General features: G+C 47.1%; 14 protein-coding genes and 1 tRNA gene. 14 read left to right on the top strand and 1 reads right to left on the bottom strand.

Annotation, left to right across the window (positions count from 1 at the left end):
- Nucleotides 1-288 precede the first annotated feature (288 nt).
- The 4 genes from AZI87_RS13875 (at nucleotide 289) to AZI87_RS13860 (ending at nucleotide 5,407) form a co-directional block, all read left to right on the top strand.
- Nucleotides 289-3,570, top strand: a complete 3,282-nt coding sequence (locus AZI87_RS13875; RefSeq protein ID WP_253696826.1) for a Calx-beta domain-containing protein — start codon at nucleotides 289-291, stop codon at nucleotides 3,568-3,570.
- 87 nt (nucleotides 3,571-3,657) lie between these two features.
- The gene (ubiG, locus tag AZI87_RS13870; protein WP_063208348.1) at nucleotides 3,658-4,389 is read left to right on the top strand and encodes a bifunctional 2-polyprenyl-6-hydroxyphenol methylase/3-demethylubiquinol 3-O-methyltransferase UbiG; all 732 of its coding nucleotides are present in this window, start codon (nucleotides 3,658-3,660) and stop codon (nucleotides 4,387-4,389) included.
- A gap of 183 nt (nucleotides 4,390-4,572) precedes the next feature.
- A tRNA-Leu gene (locus AZI87_RS13865) sits at nucleotides 4,573-4,658 on the top strand.
- A gap of 323 nt (nucleotides 4,659-4,981) precedes the next feature.
- Entirely contained in the window at nucleotides 4,982-5,407 is a 426-nt protein-coding gene (locus tag AZI87_RS13860; RefSeq protein WP_063208346.1) for a hypothetical protein, read from the top strand.
- Nucleotides 5,408-5,494: 87 nt separating this feature from the next.
- Here the strand turns inward: AZI87_RS13860 and AZI87_RS13855 are convergent, their stop codons facing one another.
- Nucleotides 5,495-6,400 carry a S1 family peptidase gene (locus tag AZI87_RS13855; RefSeq protein ID WP_063208344.1) on the bottom strand — a complete coding sequence of 302 codons (906 nt, stop codon included), beginning with the start codon at nucleotides 6,398-6,400 and terminating at the stop codon, nucleotides 5,495-5,497.
- Between the two features lie 277 nt (nucleotides 6,401-6,677).
- On the opposite strand from AZI87_RS13855, the gene AZI87_RS13850 reads away from it, so the two are divergent.
- The 10 genes from AZI87_RS13850 (at nucleotide 6,678) to pnp (ending at nucleotide 18,204) form a co-directional block, all read left to right on the top strand.
- Nucleotides 6,678-7,877, top strand: a complete 1,200-nt coding sequence (locus AZI87_RS13850) for a hypothetical protein (protein WP_063208342.1) — start codon at nucleotides 6,678-6,680, stop codon at nucleotides 7,875-7,877.
- 117 nt (nucleotides 7,878-7,994) lie between these two features.
- Nucleotides 7,995-8,624, top strand: coding sequence for a hypothetical protein (locus tag AZI87_RS13845; protein WP_063208340.1), 630 nt, complete (start codon nucleotides 7,995-7,997; stop codon nucleotides 8,622-8,624).
- A gap of 1 nt (nucleotide 8,625) precedes the next feature.
- Nucleotides 8,626-9,063: a GNAT family N-acetyltransferase gene (locus AZI87_RS13840; protein ID WP_063208338.1), complete on the top strand. Its 438-nt coding sequence runs from the start codon at nucleotides 8,626-8,628 to the stop codon at nucleotides 9,061-9,063.
- Between the two features lie 248 nt (nucleotides 9,064-9,311).
- Nucleotides 9,312-9,833, top strand: a complete 522-nt coding sequence (rimP, locus tag AZI87_RS13835) for a ribosome maturation factor RimP (protein ID WP_063208336.1) — start codon at nucleotides 9,312-9,314, stop codon at nucleotides 9,831-9,833.
- A gap of 15 nt (nucleotides 9,834-9,848) precedes the next feature.
- Nucleotides 9,849-11,246, top strand: coding sequence for a transcription termination factor NusA (gene nusA, locus AZI87_RS13830; protein ID WP_063208334.1), 1,398 nt, complete (start codon nucleotides 9,849-9,851; stop codon nucleotides 11,244-11,246).
- Nucleotides 11,247-11,341: 95 nt separating this feature from the next.
- On the top strand, nucleotides 11,342-14,269 hold the full coding sequence (infB, locus tag AZI87_RS13825; protein ID WP_063208332.1) for a translation initiation factor IF-2: 2,928 nt from the start codon (nucleotides 11,342-11,344) through the stop codon (nucleotides 14,267-14,269).
- Nucleotides 14,269-14,670: a 30S ribosome-binding factor RbfA gene (rbfA, locus tag AZI87_RS13820; protein WP_063208330.1), complete on the top strand. Its 402-nt coding sequence runs from the start codon at nucleotides 14,269-14,271 to the stop codon at nucleotides 14,668-14,670. The genes infB and rbfA overlap by 1 nt, the downstream gene beginning before the upstream one ends.
- Nucleotides 14,660-15,592, top strand: a complete 933-nt coding sequence (truB, locus tag AZI87_RS13815; protein WP_063208328.1) for a tRNA pseudouridine(55) synthase TruB — start codon at nucleotides 14,660-14,662, stop codon at nucleotides 15,590-15,592. Before rbfA ends, truB begins: the two co-directional genes overlap by 11 nt.
- Before the next feature lie 144 nt (nucleotides 15,593-15,736).
- Nucleotides 15,737-16,006, top strand: a complete 270-nt coding sequence (gene rpsO, locus AZI87_RS13810; RefSeq protein ID WP_063208326.1) for a 30S ribosomal protein S15 — start codon at nucleotides 15,737-15,739, stop codon at nucleotides 16,004-16,006.
- A 104-nt stretch (nucleotides 16,007-16,110) separates the two neighbouring features.
- Complete coding sequence (pnp, locus tag AZI87_RS13805; RefSeq protein WP_063208324.1) at nucleotides 16,111-18,204, top strand: polyribonucleotide nucleotidyltransferase; 2,094 nt, start codon at nucleotides 16,111-16,113, stop codon at nucleotides 18,202-18,204.
- Nucleotides 18,205-18,257 lie beyond the last annotated feature (53 nt).

Raw genomic sequence — 18,257 nt, 5'->3', positions numbered from 1 at the left:
AACGGTATTTAGCCTAGGTTAGTTTTGAACCAGAAACAATCCGGTAAAAACCGAATTGAGTTTTTCCTTTCCGGAAACAATTCGAATGAATATGAGACGGTCATGGAAGTTCACGGACTTGATTCGCATCCCTAGGCGGTAACTTCGTATTTTTACCTATAAAAGGGCTCACTTTTGACCGATGAGCCCCTGGATGGAACATTGTGGAGGCCTTTTGAGATGAAGAGGAGCGTTTTAAGACGAACACTCGCGGCGGGACTTTTGTGTCTGCTAACGGGGTGTGGACAAATGCGCGCTGATTTTTTTGGTCGGATGACGAAAGAGATTCTTCCGTCGACGCCTGCGTTGCCTCCCGTTCCTAAAGTGACCAAAGTAGATGCCGACACCGCGGGAGCTTCGTCAGTCTCGGCTTTTTCAGTTCCTCGATTTACGACGGCGCAGATCGTCCCCATCCAGGTGCATTTTTCTGGGCCTGTGAATGTTACGGGCGTTCCTAGTATCGAGCTTGAAACGGGTAGTGTGAAAAGAACGGCCTATTACGTTTCCGGTACGGGCACTGACATTTTAACTTTTGAGTATTCTGTCGTGGCGGGTGATTCAGCGCCGACTTTGGATTACACCAGTTCCACCGCGTTGTCTTTGAATGGCGGAACTATCGAGCCGGCCCAAGAAGTCCAAGGTACGACCGAAGATTTCAATAATTTGACAAAGCTGCCAGATCCGGGCGCGGATGAGTCGCTGTCGAAAACAACGCCGATTCTGATTCGTACAATTCCCGAAGTAAAAAAACTCAGCGCCCCGCAAACAGACGTCTATCTAGATGGAACAAGTTTAGAGATCATTGTTAAATATGACCAACCGATCACGGTGACAGGATCGCCGCGCATTCCGGTGAAGGTCGCGGGCAACACACGCTTAGTGAATTTGATTTCACAAATCTCAGATTCAGAACTTTTATTCCGTTATGAAGTTGTCGTCGGAGACAACGACACAGATGGAATTGAGCTTCCCACGGCAATTGATCTGAATGGCGGTTCCATCGTAAACCCAGCCAATGAAACTGCGGTGATTGATCTTCCCGTTAAAGATACAACGGGTGTTTTGACTTACACGACACCTTTAACGGCGTCCTTTCTTTCCAGTACTCAAATCGTCAGTGAAAACGTGGGGAGCATCAACGTACCTATCAGTTTAAGTGCGCCCGCACCGATTCCTTTTAAAGTCAGTATCAGTGTTTTGGGTGAGGCCGATAGCGGCGACTATGTTTTATCGTCTCGCGAAGTGCAATTTGCCGTCGGCGATCAACTGAAGTATCTGACTGTGCAAATCACCGAAGATACTGTGCCAGAAAGTGAAGAGCGCCTGCGTTTAGTGCTCTCAAGAAACTCTTTAGGCAATGGCGGAGATGTCTCTTTCCATGAAATTCATATTAAAGACAATGATAGTGGTGTCGCTCCCGCCGTCGTGTCGATGAGCAAGGGATATGATTTTAGTTGTGCCCTTTTTTCAAATAAAGATTTGAAGTGCTGGGGAGATAACTCTTCTGGGCAGTTGGGAAATGGGACTTACACTTCCACCTCTTCTGTGAGTTCGGTTGTCATCAGTGACGTCGAACATTTTGAATTGAGTCACAGTGTGGCTTGCGCCTTAAACTCCAGTGAAGAGCTGTGGTGCTGGGGAAAAGACAATATGGGTCTTTTGTTCCCGGGATCTTCGGGCGGCAAGCTTCATCCTAATCCTGTCAAAGTCATCGCATCGGGAGTTTTGACCTTTACCTTACATCCCAATGTCATTTGCTATGTTAAAAATAACGCCACAAAAGATTTGATGTGTTGGGGATATGAATCGACCGGAATCATGGCGCAAGGGAACACCGCTCAGAACCGCCCTTTCGCCAGTGCTATAAAGGTGACCGACCAAGTGGCGAAAGTGAAAATCATGTCTGGAGCAGTTGAAAGTATCTGCGTGATAAAAACGAACAAAGATCTTTACTGTTGGGGGCACAACGGCACACAGACGGCGTCGGCGACCCAAATCAAAACTTTTCCTGCGGCCCCTATCGATACAAACGTCACGTCGTTCTTCATGAATAATACCAATATCTGCACCCAGAAGGAAGAGGGCGCTCCGTTGACCCGCACGAACTATTGTTGGGGTTCCAATTACAACGCACAACTCACTCCCGGTACGGCGACGCCGACACATATTTCCACACCGGTGCAGATGCCGACGGATTACGTTCAAACCATGCCCGTGGGTTCGGCTATTTGTGGGATTAAAACAGATGGATCTATGTGGTGTTGGGGATGGGGCGTGGATGTGCCCAGCTATAACAGCTTGGCAAATTTGGCGCCCACTAAAATTATTCCTGAAGGAGTTTCGTCCTTCTTAGATGTGACCTATCGTTTAAGCCCTCCTAAATGTGTGTTGATGAGTGATTCCAGTGTGCGTTGTTGGGGAGCCAGCAGCGAGAGCTTGACTCGCAAGACGCCGGTGACCGTGATTCCCTCGGGTGTTGCGAAGATTGCCGTACATGGAAACGGTCTTTATCGTCATATCTGCGCTTTACTGGCTACCGGCGAAGTTCAATGTTGGGGACGCAACAATGGGGGGCAAATTGGAGATCGCACGATCATCAACCGTCTGGTTCCGACGCAGGCTCTGGCACGCAACCAAAGTCAAATCATCACAGATCGCGAGCGCAGCTGTGCGATTTCCACTTTCGGTGAACTTCGTTGTTGGGGACAGAACTCGGCTTTAGGAAGTATGGGCATGGGAGCGATGGCAAGTTATAAATCGCCAAAACTTCTTATTGATAAGAACGTAGAAAAAGTCAGCCTGAATGAAGACGGTGGTTGCGCAGTCCTCAAAAGCGGTGAGCTTCGCTGCTGGGGTGCCAATAGTGACGGGCAAGCTAAGCCGGGCTCTACGACTTTTCAGCCGACACCAGTTGTAGTTAAAGCCAGTGGAGTTCGCGATGTGGAAATGGAGTACAGCAGTGCCTGTTACGTTTCCATGGATGACAAACTTTATTGCTGGGGAAAAAATCAGAACAACCAACTGGGTAACGGAACGACGACAGCGCAAAACACACTGCCGACAACACCGACTTTAGAAGACGTCAGCAGTGTGATTCTTGGTGGAGGATTTTCCCAACCCATCGGCTGTGCTCTTCAGAAGAATGGCGACCTCAGTTGTTGGGGGGCAGGACAGCCGGCATGTCTTGGAACAAACTCATCGACGCCTAAGTTTATGATGGCAGATGTTCGTAAGTATTCAGTGGGCCCTTATGCTGTGTGTGTGATCACGGGAGATGAAGGTAAATTGCAATGCTGGGGTACGAACTCAAGTGGTGAACTCGGTGTGGGCCATACATCCAATGTCTGCTGGTCGGGAGGTCCTGCCACCGTAGTTTCAGCAGGAGTGGTTGACGTAAGTACCGGAGCAAATGCCACTTGCTTTGTGTTAAGTACGGGAGAACTTAAGTGCATGGGCGATAATTCGACCGGAGTTCTGGGAACTGGCGATACGTTGGTGCACCCTCGCACTGTTTTTGGTCTCACTAATTAGAACTAGAACGTGAAGCGAGAAAAAACATGTTCCCATTCGGGCGCTGACAGCGAATGCTGTTAAAGAAGACCACGAAAAGGGAGAGCCTTGCCACTGCACAAAGTGAATAATTCCTTTTACGAAAGCTACGGCGATCGCTGGTACACGGCATTTGATGACCCAGTCGCACTCTTGCGAGCTGAGTCTGACGTCAAAATTCCGTGGGCTCTTGTAAGAATTCGCCAGCACTTTTCTCAAGCCCATATTCTGGATGTGGGGTGCGGGGGAGGTTTTGTCAGCAATGCTCTGGCTAAAGAGGGTTTCACAGTCACGGGCATTGATATTTCAGAAGCCTCTTTACAGATCGCTAAAAAGTATGACGTCACTCAGAAAGTCCGTTACTTGAAGGCCGATGCGTTTCATTTGCCGTTTCCCGATGAACATTTTGAAGTCGTAACGGCCATGGATTTTTTGGAGCATATTGAAAATCCCCAAGTTTTCATCAAAGAGGCCTCACGGGTTCTTAAGCCCGGCGGCTTGTTTTTCTTTAACACTTTCAATCGTCATTGGCTTTCGTGGTTTCTCGTCATCAAAATGATCGAGTGGATGGTGAAGAACACCCCCAAAGATATGCACGTGATAGAATATTTTATTAAGCCTGATGAATTGCGAGACTACTGCAAAAGGGCTGACATGAGAGTTGAAGAAATGACGGGTTTAAAAATGGATTTCTCAACGATTCCTTTAAAAAACTATTTTTCTGGCGTCGTTCCGGAAGGGCTGAAGTTTAAACTGTCGTCTTCATTGCTCTTATCTTATCTGGGCTACGCTAAAAAATAAGTTTAGTTCATTTCGAAGCCTGAAAAGGGATTGCGAAGGGTGTTTGCCTCATGGAAACCTCAGAAAGAAGCCTGGTTTTTAGGCAATATTGGCTTAAATGCGGGCTTTTTTGGGTTTTCGCGGCAGATTTTAAAAAAAGATCTTGAGTATTTGGGGTAATTTCTTTAAAAAATATCCCTCTACGCGGGTGTGGTGTAATGGTAGCCACGAGAGACTCAAAATCTCTTGGATTCACGTCCGTGGGGGTTCAAGTCCCTCCACCCGCACCAAATCTTCCCCATCAAAATTCTTCGGACAGTCCTCGCTCTTTTTTGTTTCTCTTTGTTTAGGGTTTCTTTGCTTCGTCGTGGTTTTTCGGCTTCGTGTTGGTTTTGGGTTGCTGTGGAACTTGAATTTTGATGGGGAAGATTTGGTCGCTCTTTTCTGGGCTTCGCCGGAGGGGGAGAGATTGGGTAGTTTTTTGTGCTTCTTCTTTTTTCTTGGTTATTGTTCTTAATTGTTTGTAAGGGTCCTTTCTTATTTTCGTGGTGTGGGCTTCTGCTGTTGTGGTGTTTGGTTGAGTTGTTTATATCCTTTCTCATTGGAGGATTTTATGCGACTTTTGGGTTTTGTCTTTTTGTTGGTTTTGAATTCTGGTTTTGCTTTGGCGGATCAGGTGGCTACTTTGACTTGCACTGGAGAGCGCGTCGTTCTTACGGAGAAATCTCCTTATTTGGGAGAGGATTCTCGTTATTCTCAATCGCTTTTTGTGCTTTCTTCTAAGGACGGAGATGAATCTTCTTATACGGCTTATTTTTTGGACGTTGAAGAAGACATTGGTGGGGTTCGTCATGGGGGCGCGGGGACTTTGGTTTTTACTGGGGCTAACTCGAAGGGTGGTTCTTTTCAACTTATTATCTCACCTTGGCAAGATGTGGGTGACGGGACTGTGATACATGAAACTTCTCGTGGGGTGATTACTTATAAACATGGGCCTCTTCTTGGAAAGAGCGAACCTGTTGAGTGTGTTCGTCAGTAGAGTAGGCCCTTCAAAGCAGGTCCCTCAAAAATAAAAAACCCGAGTGCTCATGCCTCGGGTTTTTTATTTTTATTCGGAGCGATGGCTCTATTTCATCGCTTCCATTTTTTCGCGGATCCACGTTAGGTTTTCGCGAACGTCAGCAAAAATACCGACGCCATGACATACGCGGGAATCCTGTTCTTTTTTTGCGCGGTTGTCGATGCCCATAGAGGTGATGCCTACTAGAGTCAGGCCGTCTTTGGTTTTCGCATAAAGCGGACCGCCAGAGTCTCCTTTGCAGACACCGTTTTGAACTTGGTCTAAAACTAGAGTGTTCGGGATAGATACTGTGTTGTTGATAAGCGCTAGGTGAAAACGGGTTGAAACTCTTGTTGCCGATGCTGTTGTATATCTTAGTACACCTGAGTCTTTGGCTTTTTCTGACGTCACTCCGTAGCCCGCCATCACCATCTCATCTGTTTGATTGATCGTGAAACCTGCGCTTGGAAGAGCCCGCACTTTATATCCTGGAGCTAAGCCACCTTTAAATTTGAGGATGGCTAAATCATATGTTGAGTTGTCCCAGTTGGTATTTTTAGAGTAGCGGTATTCGTTGGGAATCGCTCTATCTGTTACCAAACGCAGAGTTCTTTTTGGGGCATTCACAACGCAATCGACATTGTTTGAGAAAGCTACAACCGTCGTCCCACCAAATCTTTCAGTACAGTGGGCAGCTGTCAGGACTTTATCATTATCTATAAGAGTGCCGGTGCAAATGCCTTCATTTTTTTCGTCATCTATATGGACAACTAAGACGGTGCTAGAGCTGAGCTCGTTGCCGGATCCCAAAGTATTTCCGCCGACGATGCCATAAGAGTGTCCTGAAACTTCGCACGCAGAAGGTTCAACGGTGTTCGTGAGATTTTCTCCCCCTCCGCCGCCACCAGAGCATGCTGCTAGAGTCGAAAGAGATAAAGCCAAAGAGCAAATACGGAACAACGGCTTAAACATGAAGGGGTCTCCTTAATATATAGTGGGTAGTTTTATCAGAATCCTTCCACACTCAGTGACCAAATGGCTCCGTTTGCAAGAATTTCAGAAACCGTCTTGTAAGTTGTCACATTTGTGGTCAGGGGACGGGGCGCGGGTTTTCGGGGGAGTTAGGCACTTACTTTAGATATCAATAACTTAGACGCCGGGGACGATTTTCGGCCAGGTTGGCATCCGGCTTGCTCTACGCCTGAATGACTTAAAAAGGTTTTTTAAACCAGTACCACGAGGAGACCCTATGAAAAAGTATTTCTATATCCTTGCGGCCTTGAGCATCGCGCCTACTTATTCGCTTGCTCAGAGCCTAGAAAGTGATGTTGATGCGGAGCTTGATCAAATGTATTCAAGCCAGCAGGCCGCACCAGCAGCAGCTTCTGCTCCACAGGCAGGAATTGCGAACACAGCACCTGTAAGCGGACAGCCTATCTATATCTTGAATCAGGCGACTCCGACTTCCAATGCTCAGTTGCAACAATCACAAATTCAAAAACAGCCTACAACTGTGATTGAAGCTTCTCCATTGACAGAGTCTCGCGCGGAACAAATCCGTCGTGCTCGTCAAGATGCTGAGCTGCAAACAGAACAAAGAATCGTCGAAAAACTTGAGCACTCTCGTATGGAAGACGAGAAGAAACGTGCCGGCGTTCTTTTTGGTGATAAATTTAATCAGTTGGATCAATCCCAACAACAACCTCAACAGCAGTATCAACAGCCTGTCGCTGTTCAACCTGTTCAGGTTCAACAAGTTCAAGAGCCTAAAGAAAACACGCGCGACATCGTTCGTGAAGAAATCGCAGCGGCGATGAAAGTGGAAGAAGAAGCTCCTTTAGCTCCTCTTGAAACTAAATACGTAGCAGGTATCCTTGGTATCGGTGACTATCCAGACACTCGCCAAGTAAAAGGAAACTATGCTCTGGGTGTGGCTTTCGGTACTAAGTACGATAACTTCATCGTAGAGGGTTCATTCCTTTACTCTAACTACACAGTAGAAGGCCAAGGTTACTACACTGGCAACTACGGTTATGGTTACGGATATCCTTACTCTGGTGGAACTTACATCCCAGACACTATCGACGTACAACAGTACACAGGTTCTTTGGCTGCCAAAGTTCAATTGTTCTCTGGTATCATCAAGCCTGTATTCGGTGGTGTGGTGGCTTACTCTTACCGCGGATACTCTTGGGATAACAAGAATCCATATGGATACGTGAACGATACAAAAGCCAACTCTCACGCTATCGATATCGGTACTGTGGTGGGTGCGGACTTGGAATTCTCTCCGAAGTATTCTTTGGGTGTGGATTTCAGATACATGTGGAATCTTTCAAGCCGTGTGAATGCGGATGATAACACATGGATTTCTAGACCTGAGTACAGCAACTCACTCGAAAAGTTGCAGTACTATGTGATGTCTCTTGTCGGACGCGTAAATTTCTAATCTAATAGAAAAAGTTAATTATTAATTCCTCAGTGGTTTACAAGCCCCGCCCTTAAAAGCGGGGTTTGTTTTTTTGGTCTGCTGGACTTTAAGTTCTTCTTGGCTCATAGTGACTCTATGAGATTTCTTCTTTCTCTTTTATTTTGTATTCAGGCTTCGGCGGCGACCACAGTGGTGACTGAAACGGTCGGGCAGGCGGCAGATCATGTCGTGACGTCGCGGGAAGTTCAGATCTCAATGGTCATTGAAAATATTCTTTATCCTCCCAAGACTCCTTTAAAAGGACTTTATGAAGTGCGCCCGGGCCAGCCGGAGTTTCGTACGGCAGTGACGGCGGTTTTGCTGGAGTCGGTTTTGGCTTTAGAGGCTGAAAACTTCAATGTCGCCGCGATTTCGGAAAGCGAAATTTCAACGGCATTAACGAAAGTTGAAAAAGCCACGGCGGGGAAGCCTTATTGGGCCCAGCTCGAGGTCTCGCCCGTGCAACTTAAGAAACTTGTGACCCGCAAAATGACGGCGAAAAGTTTTTTGGCGTTTAAGACCAGTTCAATGACGGGAATTATCACGGACCAAGAAGCGCAGGCTTATTACGATAAAAACCGTGTGAAGTTTGGCAGTCATCCGTTTTCGTCCTTTAAAGACAATATCAAATCCTTCCTGGCGCAACAGCAGCTGGAAGAGCGTATTCGCTCTTGGTTTGAAGTGATTAAGCGCAAATATAAAGTGCGCACTTTTATTTCGGAATAATATGGATATTCGAATTCTTCAGGGCTCAGATAAACCGGCAATGCGAGCTTTGGTGGAGGCCGTTCACTCCGATCAAGGGTTGCTTCCGCAGTTTTACTGGCCGGCGGATCTTTTAGGTGCGGAGCTTGCGACAGCTGAGGCCTTCGGAGTTTTTGAAGGCGAGGATTTAGCGGGTTTTGTTCTTTATCGTGATTTGCCGGATGCTTGGGAGATCTCTCTGGTGGCGAGTCATCCTCGATTTCGGCGCCGAGGGTATATGGAGAGACTGTTTGCCTATATGGTTGCTGCGAAGGGTCAGGACAAACAGCTCTGGCTTGAGGTGCATGAAGAAAACGTCTCAGCACAAAAACTCTATGAAAAACTGGGGTTTAAAGAGGTTCGTCGGCGTCCCCGCTATTATGGTGACGGGGCGACGGCTATTTTGTACTCATTAGCGTAGGAACCTTGCCTCGCTCGAGGGAAGGTCAGATAAACCCTTGCATTGTCTGGATTTTCTTGCTAGTTTCAGAGTCGTTCTCATGGGCCCAGCAGGCCCATTTTTTTTTGCCGCGGCGGCGGCTGGTTGAAACATCGACGGGTGGTCAGCCAAAGCAATTCCCTCTTACAGTTGGATTTTGTTGCTCGCGTGCGCTGCCGTGAACTGGACTCGTGCGTGCTGAGAAGTATGCTATATAAGGATTGCTGTAAATGTCGAAAACCCCATCTTGGATGGATAAAGTAGAAAAGATTGCCAACGAAGTGGCGGACCGCGAAGGTTGCCTTCTTTATGACATCGAATTCGTTGGTGTGGGTAAGGGCAGAACATTGCGCGTTTTCATCGACAAAGAAGATGGAAACGTTTCGCTGGATGATTGCTCCAATGTCTCCAAAGGTCTGAACGCCATTTTAGATACTGATGAAGATATTATTCCTGGTGAAGCCTATAACTTGGAAGTTTCCACTCCAGGTTTGGATCGCCATTTGAACAAGCCTTGGCATTTCCAAAAAGTCGTGGGCAAGAAAGTGTACATCAAAACTTCCAAAGCTTTGGAAAGTGTTGGGGTCACGGATAAGAAATGGAAAGCGACTAAAACTGTCGAACAGGTTTTAGAGTCAGCAGATAATGAGGGTGTTCGATTTGTCGTAGATAACGTCGAGATCAAAATCCCGTACGCGCTCATCGACAAAGCTAAATTGGTGTTTGAATTTACTAAAGGTCAAAAAAAGTAACGAGAGAGGAAAGTCATGGCTGAAAATATGTTTTCAGATCTTTCTAAAGTGATTGATCAGGTCGGAAAAGACAAAGGTATCGACAAACAAGTTGTTATCGATGCAATCACTCAAGGTATGTTGGTAGCTGCTCGTAAAAAATACGGTACTTACCGTGAAATTGAAGCCGCTTATAATGAAGAAACTGGCGAAGTTGAACTTTTTGAGTTCAAAGAAGTCGTCCCTCGTGAAAAATACATCGATGAGGAAGTTGAAATTCCTTACGATGAAGCGCAAAAATTGGATCCAAATGTGCAACTGGATGACTCTATCGGTATCAAGCTAGAGGCTTCGGATTTGGGTCGTATCGCAGCTCAAACTGCGAAACAAATCATCATGCAGAAAGTGCGTGATGCAGAACGCTCTATCATCTTCAATGAGTTCGAAGAGCGTAAAGGTGAGATCGCATCTGGTATTGCTCGTCGCGTGGAAAAAGGCGCTATCGTTGTCGACTTGGGTCGCACGGAAGCTTACATCCCGCCTCGTGAACAAATCCCAGGTGAACAATACAAGCCAGGCGATCGCATCCAAGGTTATTTGTCTGAAGTTCGTCAAACAACGCGTGGTCCGCAAATCATCATGTCTCGCGCGGACGAGCGTTATTTGATGAAACTTTTTGAAATGGAAGTTCCAGAGATCTACGACGGTGTTGTTGAGATCATGGCGGCGGCTCGTGAGCCCGGCCAACGCGCAAAAATCGCGGTTCGTTCTAAAGACAATTCTGTAGATCCAGTGGGCGCTTGCGTAGGTATGAAGGGTTCTCGTGTACAAAACATCGTACAAGAACTTCGTGGCGAGAAGATTGATATCGTTCCTTGGGACGAAGATATCACTCGTTTTGCGTGCAACGCTTTGGCTCCGGCGGAAATCTCTCGCGTGTTCCTAGACGACGCGAACAGAGAGATGGAAATCGTAGTTCCAGATTCTCAATTGTCTTTGGCTATCGGTAAACGTGGTCAAAACGTGCGCTTGGCAGCGAAATTGACAGGTTGGAAATTGGATATCATTTCTGAATCTTCAGCTGCTTCTCGTACTGCGGAATCCATCTTCAACTTGATGTTGATCCCAGGTATGAACGAGACAATGGCACAAAACATCTTCCAATCCGGCTTCGGTTCATTCCAGGCTGTGGCAGCGGCGGGTGTAGACGAATTGATGACAATTCCTGGTTACGACGATCCAGATAAAGCTGAAAAATTGTCGAAAGAAGCGAAAGCTTTGGTTGCGAAATATGAAGCTGAAGGTGTTCCAGTTCCAACAGCTCCAACAGCAGCTAAAGACAACAAATCGAATGTTTCAGCGAAAGCTCAAGCAGATGCACTTCTTAAACAAGAATTGCAAAAACTTGATGCGCAAGAAGCGGACGAGGAATAATCCGGCGCAAGTCGGTATAGCAGTGGCGGCCTGAGCCGCCGAAGCTGAAGCAGTAAGCAACATTGAATTGGATTAAAAGAAAACAGGGAGACTGAGTGAGTAATCCAAAGGTTTTTGAATTTGCAAAAGAGATCGGGATGACCCCGCTAGCCCTCATGGATAAAATCCGCGAGTGGAATTTGCCTGTGAAAAGTCACATGGCAGAGCTGGATCCGACAGTTCTAGAGCAAATTAAAATTAAACTCTCAGGCGGCGATAAACCGGCTGAAGAGGCTAAACCGAAAAAAGCAGCAACTCGTAAAGCGGCACCAAAAAAAGCCGTAGCTGCTTCAGAAGGGGAAGCGCCGGCGGCAGCAGCGCCAGCAAAAACCCCTGTTATTCGTCGTAAAAAAGAAGACGAAGCTCCAAAAGCGAAAGTCGTCGCAAAAGCAGAAGAGGCTGAAACAGAAGAATCAGCAGCTCCCGCTAAGACAACTCGTGTGGTGGTGAAGAAGACAGCCGCGAAAGCAGAAGCTGAAGAAGCTCCTGTTGCAGAAGAAGCGGCTCCTGCGCCAGCACCGGTTGTTGAAAAACCGGCTCCAGCGGCAAAAGTCGTGGTAAAAGAGGAAGCTCCAACTCCTGAGGTGAAGGCGAAACCTGAACCTGTGGTGGCAAAAGAAACTCCGGCAGCTCCTCCAGCGCCAGAACCGGCGGCTCCAGCTCCAGCAGCCCGTAAAAAAGAGGTTGTTGTGGGCACTAGTGGCGTATCCAGTTCTTCGACTCCAGCGACGACTGTAAAAAGAAATATTATCGGTCGTATGGACCTTTCCCGCGTGCAACCGCAAACTCCGCAGCGCCAACAAGGTGACAGACCGCAAGGTGGTTACCAACCTCGTGGCGCCGGTGGTGGCGACCGTCCTCAAGGCGGTGGCGGATATCAACCTCGTCCGGGCGGTTTCAACCGTCCTTCAGGTGGTGCTCCAACACGCAATATCCGTACGGGTTTCGTGGCTGCGAATCAAACACCCGAGCCAATGCCGGATGTAAATGACTTTAAGAAAAATGATTTCGACCGCCGTAAAAAAGTCGGTCCGGGAACGGGTGCAGGATCTGCAACCACTCGTGAAAAAGAAAAAGAGAAGGAAGAAGAAGTAGCGGTATTCAACGCGGTTGAATTCCGTAAGCGTGAGATGGTCTTCCAGCCTAAGAAGAAAAAAGGCATGTTGGATCGTGAAGCGCAAAAAACTCAGATCACGACTCCTTCTGCTCACAAACGTGTAGTTAAAGTTAACAACACGATGAAGCTAAGCGACCTTGCCATGGAGATGGGCTTGAAAGCTCCTCAATTGGTGAAGGTTCTTATGCAAAACGGTGTGATGGCGAACATGAATACCGATCTGGATTTCGATACGATCGCTTTGATCGTTCCGGAGTTTGGGTGGGAAGCGCAAAACGTATTTAAAACAGCCGACGCAGTGGCAGAAGAAACAGCGTTTGGTGATTTGAGTGCGGAAGCCGTAATTCGTCCTCCAGTTGTGACAGTGATGGGTCACGTCGACCACGGTAAAACATCTTTGTTGGATGCCATTCGCAATGCGGATGTAGCCGCAGGTGAAGCCGGCGGTATCACTCAGCACATTGGTGCTTACAGTGTTAAAATCGACGACGGTTCTTTGATCACATTCCTAGATACTCCGGGCCACGAAGCCTTCACGGCCATGCGTGCGCGCGGTGCGAATGCGACAGACATCGCGATCATCGTGGTGGCGGCAGACGACGGTATGATGCCTCAAACTCAAGAGGCGATTAACCACGCCAAAGCGGCGGGTGTACCGATGATCGTAGCGGTGAACAAAATGGATAAGCCAGGTGCAAATCCAGACCGTATTAAACAGCAATTGACTGAGCTTGAAATCGTTCCAGAAGAATGGGGTGGAAACACGATCTTCTGTGAAGTTTCAGCTTTGAAGAAAACAGGTATCAAAGAACTTCTTGAGCAAGTGAAACTTCTTGCTGAGGTTGCAGAACTTAAAGCCAATCCAAAACGTTCAGGCACGGGTATCGTGATTGAAGCGAAAATGGAAAAAGGCAAAGGACCGGTTGCTACTCTTCTTGTTAAAGATGGAACTGTGTCTGTAGGTCAATACATCGTAGCGGGTACAATGAAAGGCCGTGTTCGTTCTTTGGTGAACGATCGTGGTGAAAGAATTGAATCCGTAGGACCTGGTTTGCCAGCAGAGGTTTTGGGTCTTGAAGCCGTTCCAGCTGCGGGCGACAAATTTGACATCGTCAAAGATGAAGCGACAGCGAACGAAGTTTCTACTCTAAGAAAAGAGCAGGCTGAAAAAGCCGCGACGACGCCAGCGTCGAAAATGTCTTTGGAAGATATCTTCGCGAAAGTGAAGTCCGGAGATGTGAAAGAGCTTGCGATCGTTCTGAAAGCAGACGTTCACGGTTCTTTGGAAGCTATCAACGGCATGTTGTCGAAATTGTCGACTCCAGAGGTGAAGGCGAAAGTCATCCACTCTGCAGTGGGTGGTATCAATGAAGGTGACGTTGTTCTAGCTCACACCGCTAAAGGTATCGTTCTTGGTTTCAACGTACGTCCTGACTTGGGCGCACAAGCCAAAGCGAAACAAATGGGTGTGGATATCAGAACTTACTCGATCGTGTATGAATTGATCGACCAAATGAAAGCAGCTATGGCGGGTCTATTGACTCCGGATGTAGTTGAAGAAGTTATGGGTCGCGTGGAAGTTCGTAATACCTTCAACGTACCTAAAGTGGGCACGATTGCAGGTTGCTTCGTGATCGACGGTAAGATCCAACGTAATAATATGATCCGTCTTCTTCGTGAAAATAAAATCGTTTACGAAGGTAAGATCGCTTCCCTTAAACGTTTCAAAGACGACGCCAAAGAAGTGGCTCAAGGCTACGAGTGCGGTATCGGCATTGAAAACTACAATGACGTTAAAGTCGGCGATATGATGGAAGCTTACGTGAAAAAAGAAGTTGCTCGTGAATTGGACGGGAGCTTGCAGTAATGAAGAACATGGGTGATGGGCGCCGAGTCGCTCGCGTAGAACGAGAAATTCAAGCTACTATCGCTCAGTTTTTGCTTCGCGGTTTTAAATCACCGTTACCAGGTTTGGTGACGGTGGCTTCCGTAAAGATGCCAGCCGACCTTCGCGCAGCCAAAGTTTATATCAGTGTATTAGGTTCCGACGCTCAGAAAACTGAGGCGTTGGAGCTTCTTCAAGAAAGAGCTTTTGAGATTCAAAACTTTATCGGTAAAGAACTCAAAATGCGCTATTGCCCGAAGCTGACTTTCTATGCGGATCACGCAACGGATCAGGTTTTGAAGGTGGAAAAAATCCTTCATGAACTTGAGTTAGAGAGAAAAGCTAAAGGCGAAACTTCCGACGACGAATCTGATGACGAATAATCCAACAATTTTTAATGGTCTCTTGTTGGTTGATAAACCTTCAGGGATTTCCAGCCATGATGTCGTGGCAAGGCTTCGACGTATTCTAAAAACAAAGGCCGTAGGTCATTCAGGAACTTTGGATCCGATGGCGTCAGGCTTGATGGTGTGCCTTGTGAATGAAGGTACAAAGCTCAGCCAATATATTCTTGAAGGCGATAAGGGTTACCGCGTGCGTGCTCAACTGGGTGTGCGCACAGACACTTTGGATACGACGGGTGAGGTTTTAGAAAAAGTCTCTGTCGAGTTTCCTAAAGAACGTATTTTAGCCGAAGCCTTTAAGCTTCAGGGAGAGATGGAACTTGAAGTTCCGATTTACTCTGCGATTAAAGTTCAGGGTAAAAAACTTTATGAATACGCTCGCCAAGGTCAGGAAGAACAAGTCGTCATCCCCAAAAAAATGATGAACTTCTGGGATGTGGAAGCGGTTGAAATCGGTCCCGATTGGGCCGAGTTTGATATTAAATGCAGCAAAGGCAGTTACATCCGCACCTGGGTCGACCTTTTAGGAAAGGCTTTGGGATGCGGAGCCGCGATGAGTTCTTTGCGCAGAACGTGGTCGGCACCTTATCATTTGCCTCAGGCACAAACCCTGGAACAGATCGAACAGGCTTATACGGGAGCCCCTCCTTGGGGGACGGCTTTTGTGGGGATGGATCATGCCTTGCCTCAGATCAAACGTATTCGTATTAAAGGGCAGGACAAAGTCCTTTTGGGGAACGGACAGATCAGCCATGACTTGCGCTCCCAACTGATCACGGCCTTTCGGCCTTCCGAGGACCAATATGTCCAAGTTTTAGCTCAAGACACCGGGCATTTATTGGCGCTGGTGGGGCTTGAAGAGGGACGCGGTTTTGTCCTTAAAAGGGTCTTTAAATATTAGGCCTGCGTCCTCTTTGCCTTGACCGGGGTGGGGATGCGGGGTAGAACCTTAAAACTTATAAACAACACTCTACAGATCGACAGCCATGACGACTGCGGGGTTTGTTCGAAAACTAAGCAATTTTTAAAAGAACAGGAGACTTTAATGGCAGTCACTAAAGATACAAAAAACCAAATCGTTAAGAAATTCCAAACGAAAGATCTAGATACTGGATCTCCAGAAGTGCAAGTGGCGCTTTTGACAGCAAAAATCAACGATTTGACTGTGCACTTCAGCACTCACAAAAAAGATCACCACGGCCGTCGCGGTCTTGTGACTTTGGTTAACAAAAGAAGAAAACTTTTGGACTACCTACATCGTAAAGATGTGAAACGCTACCAAGACCTTATCAAGGCTCTTGATATCCGTAAGTAATCTGACATTCCTGAAGGGGCGAAGAGCCCCTTCAATCTTTTCCTCGACAGGAAATTCTCGTACACTCAGAGCATAAGGCTCTGGCATCAATTCAAGGAGATTTAATGAAAACGACTGTAACTACATCGGTGGGCGGAAAACAAATCACCATCGAAACAGGCCGTTTGGCAAAACAAGCAGATGGATCTGTTCTAGTCTCTTGCGGTAACAACATGGTTCTTGTTACGGCAGTATCTAGCAAAAAAGCCTCTGAACTAGATTTCTTCCCACTGACTGTGGAATATATCGAAAAATTCTACGCTACCGGTAAAATCCCAGGTGGCTACTTCAAGCGCGAAGGTAAACCTACGACAGACGCTGTTCTGATCGCGCGTTTGATCGACCGTCCGATCCGCCCTGTGTTCCCAGAAGGATACAGAAACGAAACTCAAGTTGTGGCGACGGTTCTTTCTGCAGACGGTGCATTCCCTCTTGAGATTCTTTCAAGCTTGGGTGCTTCTGCAGCTCTTCATCTTTCTGACATTCCATTCAACGGTCCAACAGCAGCGATTCAAGTAGGTCGCGTTGATGGTCAATTCGTTGCGAATCCAACTCCTCAACAAATGGAAAAATCCGACATGGATATCATCGTTGCGGGAACTCGCAATGGTTTGTTGATGGTTGAAGGTGAAACAAAATTCATCTCTGAAGCAGACGTTTTGGCGGCTTTGAAATTCGGTCACCAATCCATGATGCCACTTTTGAATGCGCAAGACGAATTGCGTGAAAAGTTTGGTTCGGCGACAAAACGTTCTTTCACTCCAGCGACTATCGACGCTGATTTCAAAGGACAAGTAGAGTCTTTCTTGAAACCAAAAATCGCTGCGGCTCTTGGTATCAAAATTAAGCAAGACCGTTATGCAGCGGCAGCGGCTGCTCAAGCTGAAGCAGAGGCGATGTTCCTTGCTTCTATCACTGACAAAGATCTTGCTAAACAACGCAAGAAAGAAATCGGCGCAATCGTTGAAGAGCTTAAATACAATGAAGCTCGTTCGATGATCCTGGACCGCAAAGTTCGTATCGATGGTCGTGACGTGAAAACGGTTCGTTCTATCGCGAATGAAGTGGGTCTTCTTCCTCGTGCGCACGGTTCTGGTTTGTTCACTCGTGGTGAAACTCAATGTTTGGGCACAGTGACTTTGGGAACAGGTGATGATGAGCAAATGGTTGACGCGCTTTTGGGAACTCAAAAACGCAAATTCATGCTTCACTACAACTTCCCTCCATACTCAGTCGGTGAAGTGGGTCGTTTCGGTGGTCAAGGTCGTCGTGAAATCGGTCACGGTAACTTGGCAGAGCGCGCTTTGAAAGCCGTTCTTCCTGATCACGAAAAATTCCCATACACAATCCGTATCGTTTCTGAAGTTCTAGAGTCTAACGGTTCCTCTTCAATGGGTTCTGTTTGTGCGGGAACTTTGGCGATGCTTGATGCCGGTGTACCTATCAAAGGGAACGTTGCCGGTGTAGCAATGGGTCTAATTAAAGAAGGCGATCGCGTAGCCGTTCTTACAGACATCTTGGGTGATGAAGATCACTTGGGTGACATGGACTTCAAAGTAGCTGGTACTCCAACAGGTATCACAGCTCTTCAAATGGATATCAAAATCGACTCTGTTTCTTTCGACGTGATGGAACAGGCTTTGGCTCAAGCTAAAGAAGGTCGCTCTCACATCTTGAATGAGATGGAAAAAGTGATCAAAGTAGCTCGTGGTCAAATCTCTGAATTTGCTCCTCGTATCGAAACAATCAAAATCAAACCAGATAAGATCCGTGAAGTGATCGGTTCTGGTGGTAAAGTGATCCGTGGTATCACGGAAGCGACGGGCGTTAAGATTGAAATCGAAGACGACGGTACAATCCACATTGCCTCTGCAGATCCTGAAGCAACTAAAAAGGCGATCGCTATGATCAACGACATCGTTGCTGAAGCTGAAGTTGGTAAGACTTATAAAGGTCGCGTTGTGAAGATTGCTGAATTCGGTGCTTTTGTTGAAATCTTGCCGAACACTCAAGGTCTATTGCACATCTCTGAAATCGCTAACGAACGTGTACGCGCAGTGACTGACGTACTTAAAGAAGGCGAAATGATTGATGTTAAAGTTCTTGAAGTGGACCGTGCAGGCCGTATCAAGCTTTCTCGTAAGGCTCTTCTTCAATAGCCGCGGACGCTGGCAGAGCGAGGCGGCCTAGGGCCGCCATGCTGAAACAGCAT

The sequence above is a fragment of the Bdellovibrio bacteriovorus genome (assembly GCF_001592745.1).
Classification (GTDB): domain Bacteria; phylum Bdellovibrionota; class Bdellovibrionia; order Bdellovibrionales; family Bdellovibrionaceae; genus Bdellovibrio; species Bdellovibrio bacteriovorus_B.
Note: the sequence above shows the minus strand (reverse complement) of the source record. Positions and strands in the feature narration are given on the sequence as shown.

Coding starts and splice junctions, on each gene's coding strand:
- AZI87_RS13875 (WP_253696826.1), top strand. CDS start 289: ATGCGCGCTGATTTTTTTGGTCGGATGACGAAAGAGATTCTTCCGTCG.
- AZI87_RS13860 (WP_063208346.1), top strand. CDS start 4,982: ATGCGACTTTTGGGTTTTGTCTTTTTGTTGGTTTTGAATTCTGGTTTT.
- AZI87_RS13855 (WP_063208344.1), bottom strand. CDS start 6,400: ATGTTTAAGCCGTTGTTCCGTATTTGCTCTTTGGCTTTATCTCTTTCG.
- AZI87_RS13850 (WP_063208342.1), top strand. CDS start 6,678: ATGAAAAAGTATTTCTATATCCTTGCGGCCTTGAGCATCGCGCCTACT.
- AZI87_RS13845 (WP_063208340.1), top strand. CDS start 7,995: ATGAGATTTCTTCTTTCTCTTTTATTTTGTATTCAGGCTTCGGCGGCG.
- AZI87_RS13840 (WP_063208338.1), top strand. CDS start 8,626: ATGGATATTCGAATTCTTCAGGGCTCAGATAAACCGGCAATGCGAGCT.
- rimP (WP_063208336.1), top strand. CDS start 9,312: ATGTCGAAAACCCCATCTTGGATGGATAAAGTAGAAAAGATTGCCAAC.
- nusA (WP_063208334.1), top strand. CDS start 9,849: ATGGCTGAAAATATGTTTTCAGATCTTTCTAAAGTGATTGATCAGGTC.
- rbfA (WP_063208330.1), top strand. CDS start 14,269: ATGAAGAACATGGGTGATGGGCGCCGAGTCGCTCGCGTAGAACGAGAA.
- truB (WP_063208328.1), top strand. CDS start 14,660: ATGACGAATAATCCAACAATTTTTAATGGTCTCTTGTTGGTTGATAAA.
- rpsO (WP_063208326.1), top strand. CDS start 15,737: ATGGCAGTCACTAAAGATACAAAAAACCAAATCGTTAAGAAATTCCAA.
- pnp (WP_063208324.1), top strand. CDS start 16,111: ATGAAAACGACTGTAACTACATCGGTGGGCGGAAAACAAATCACCATC.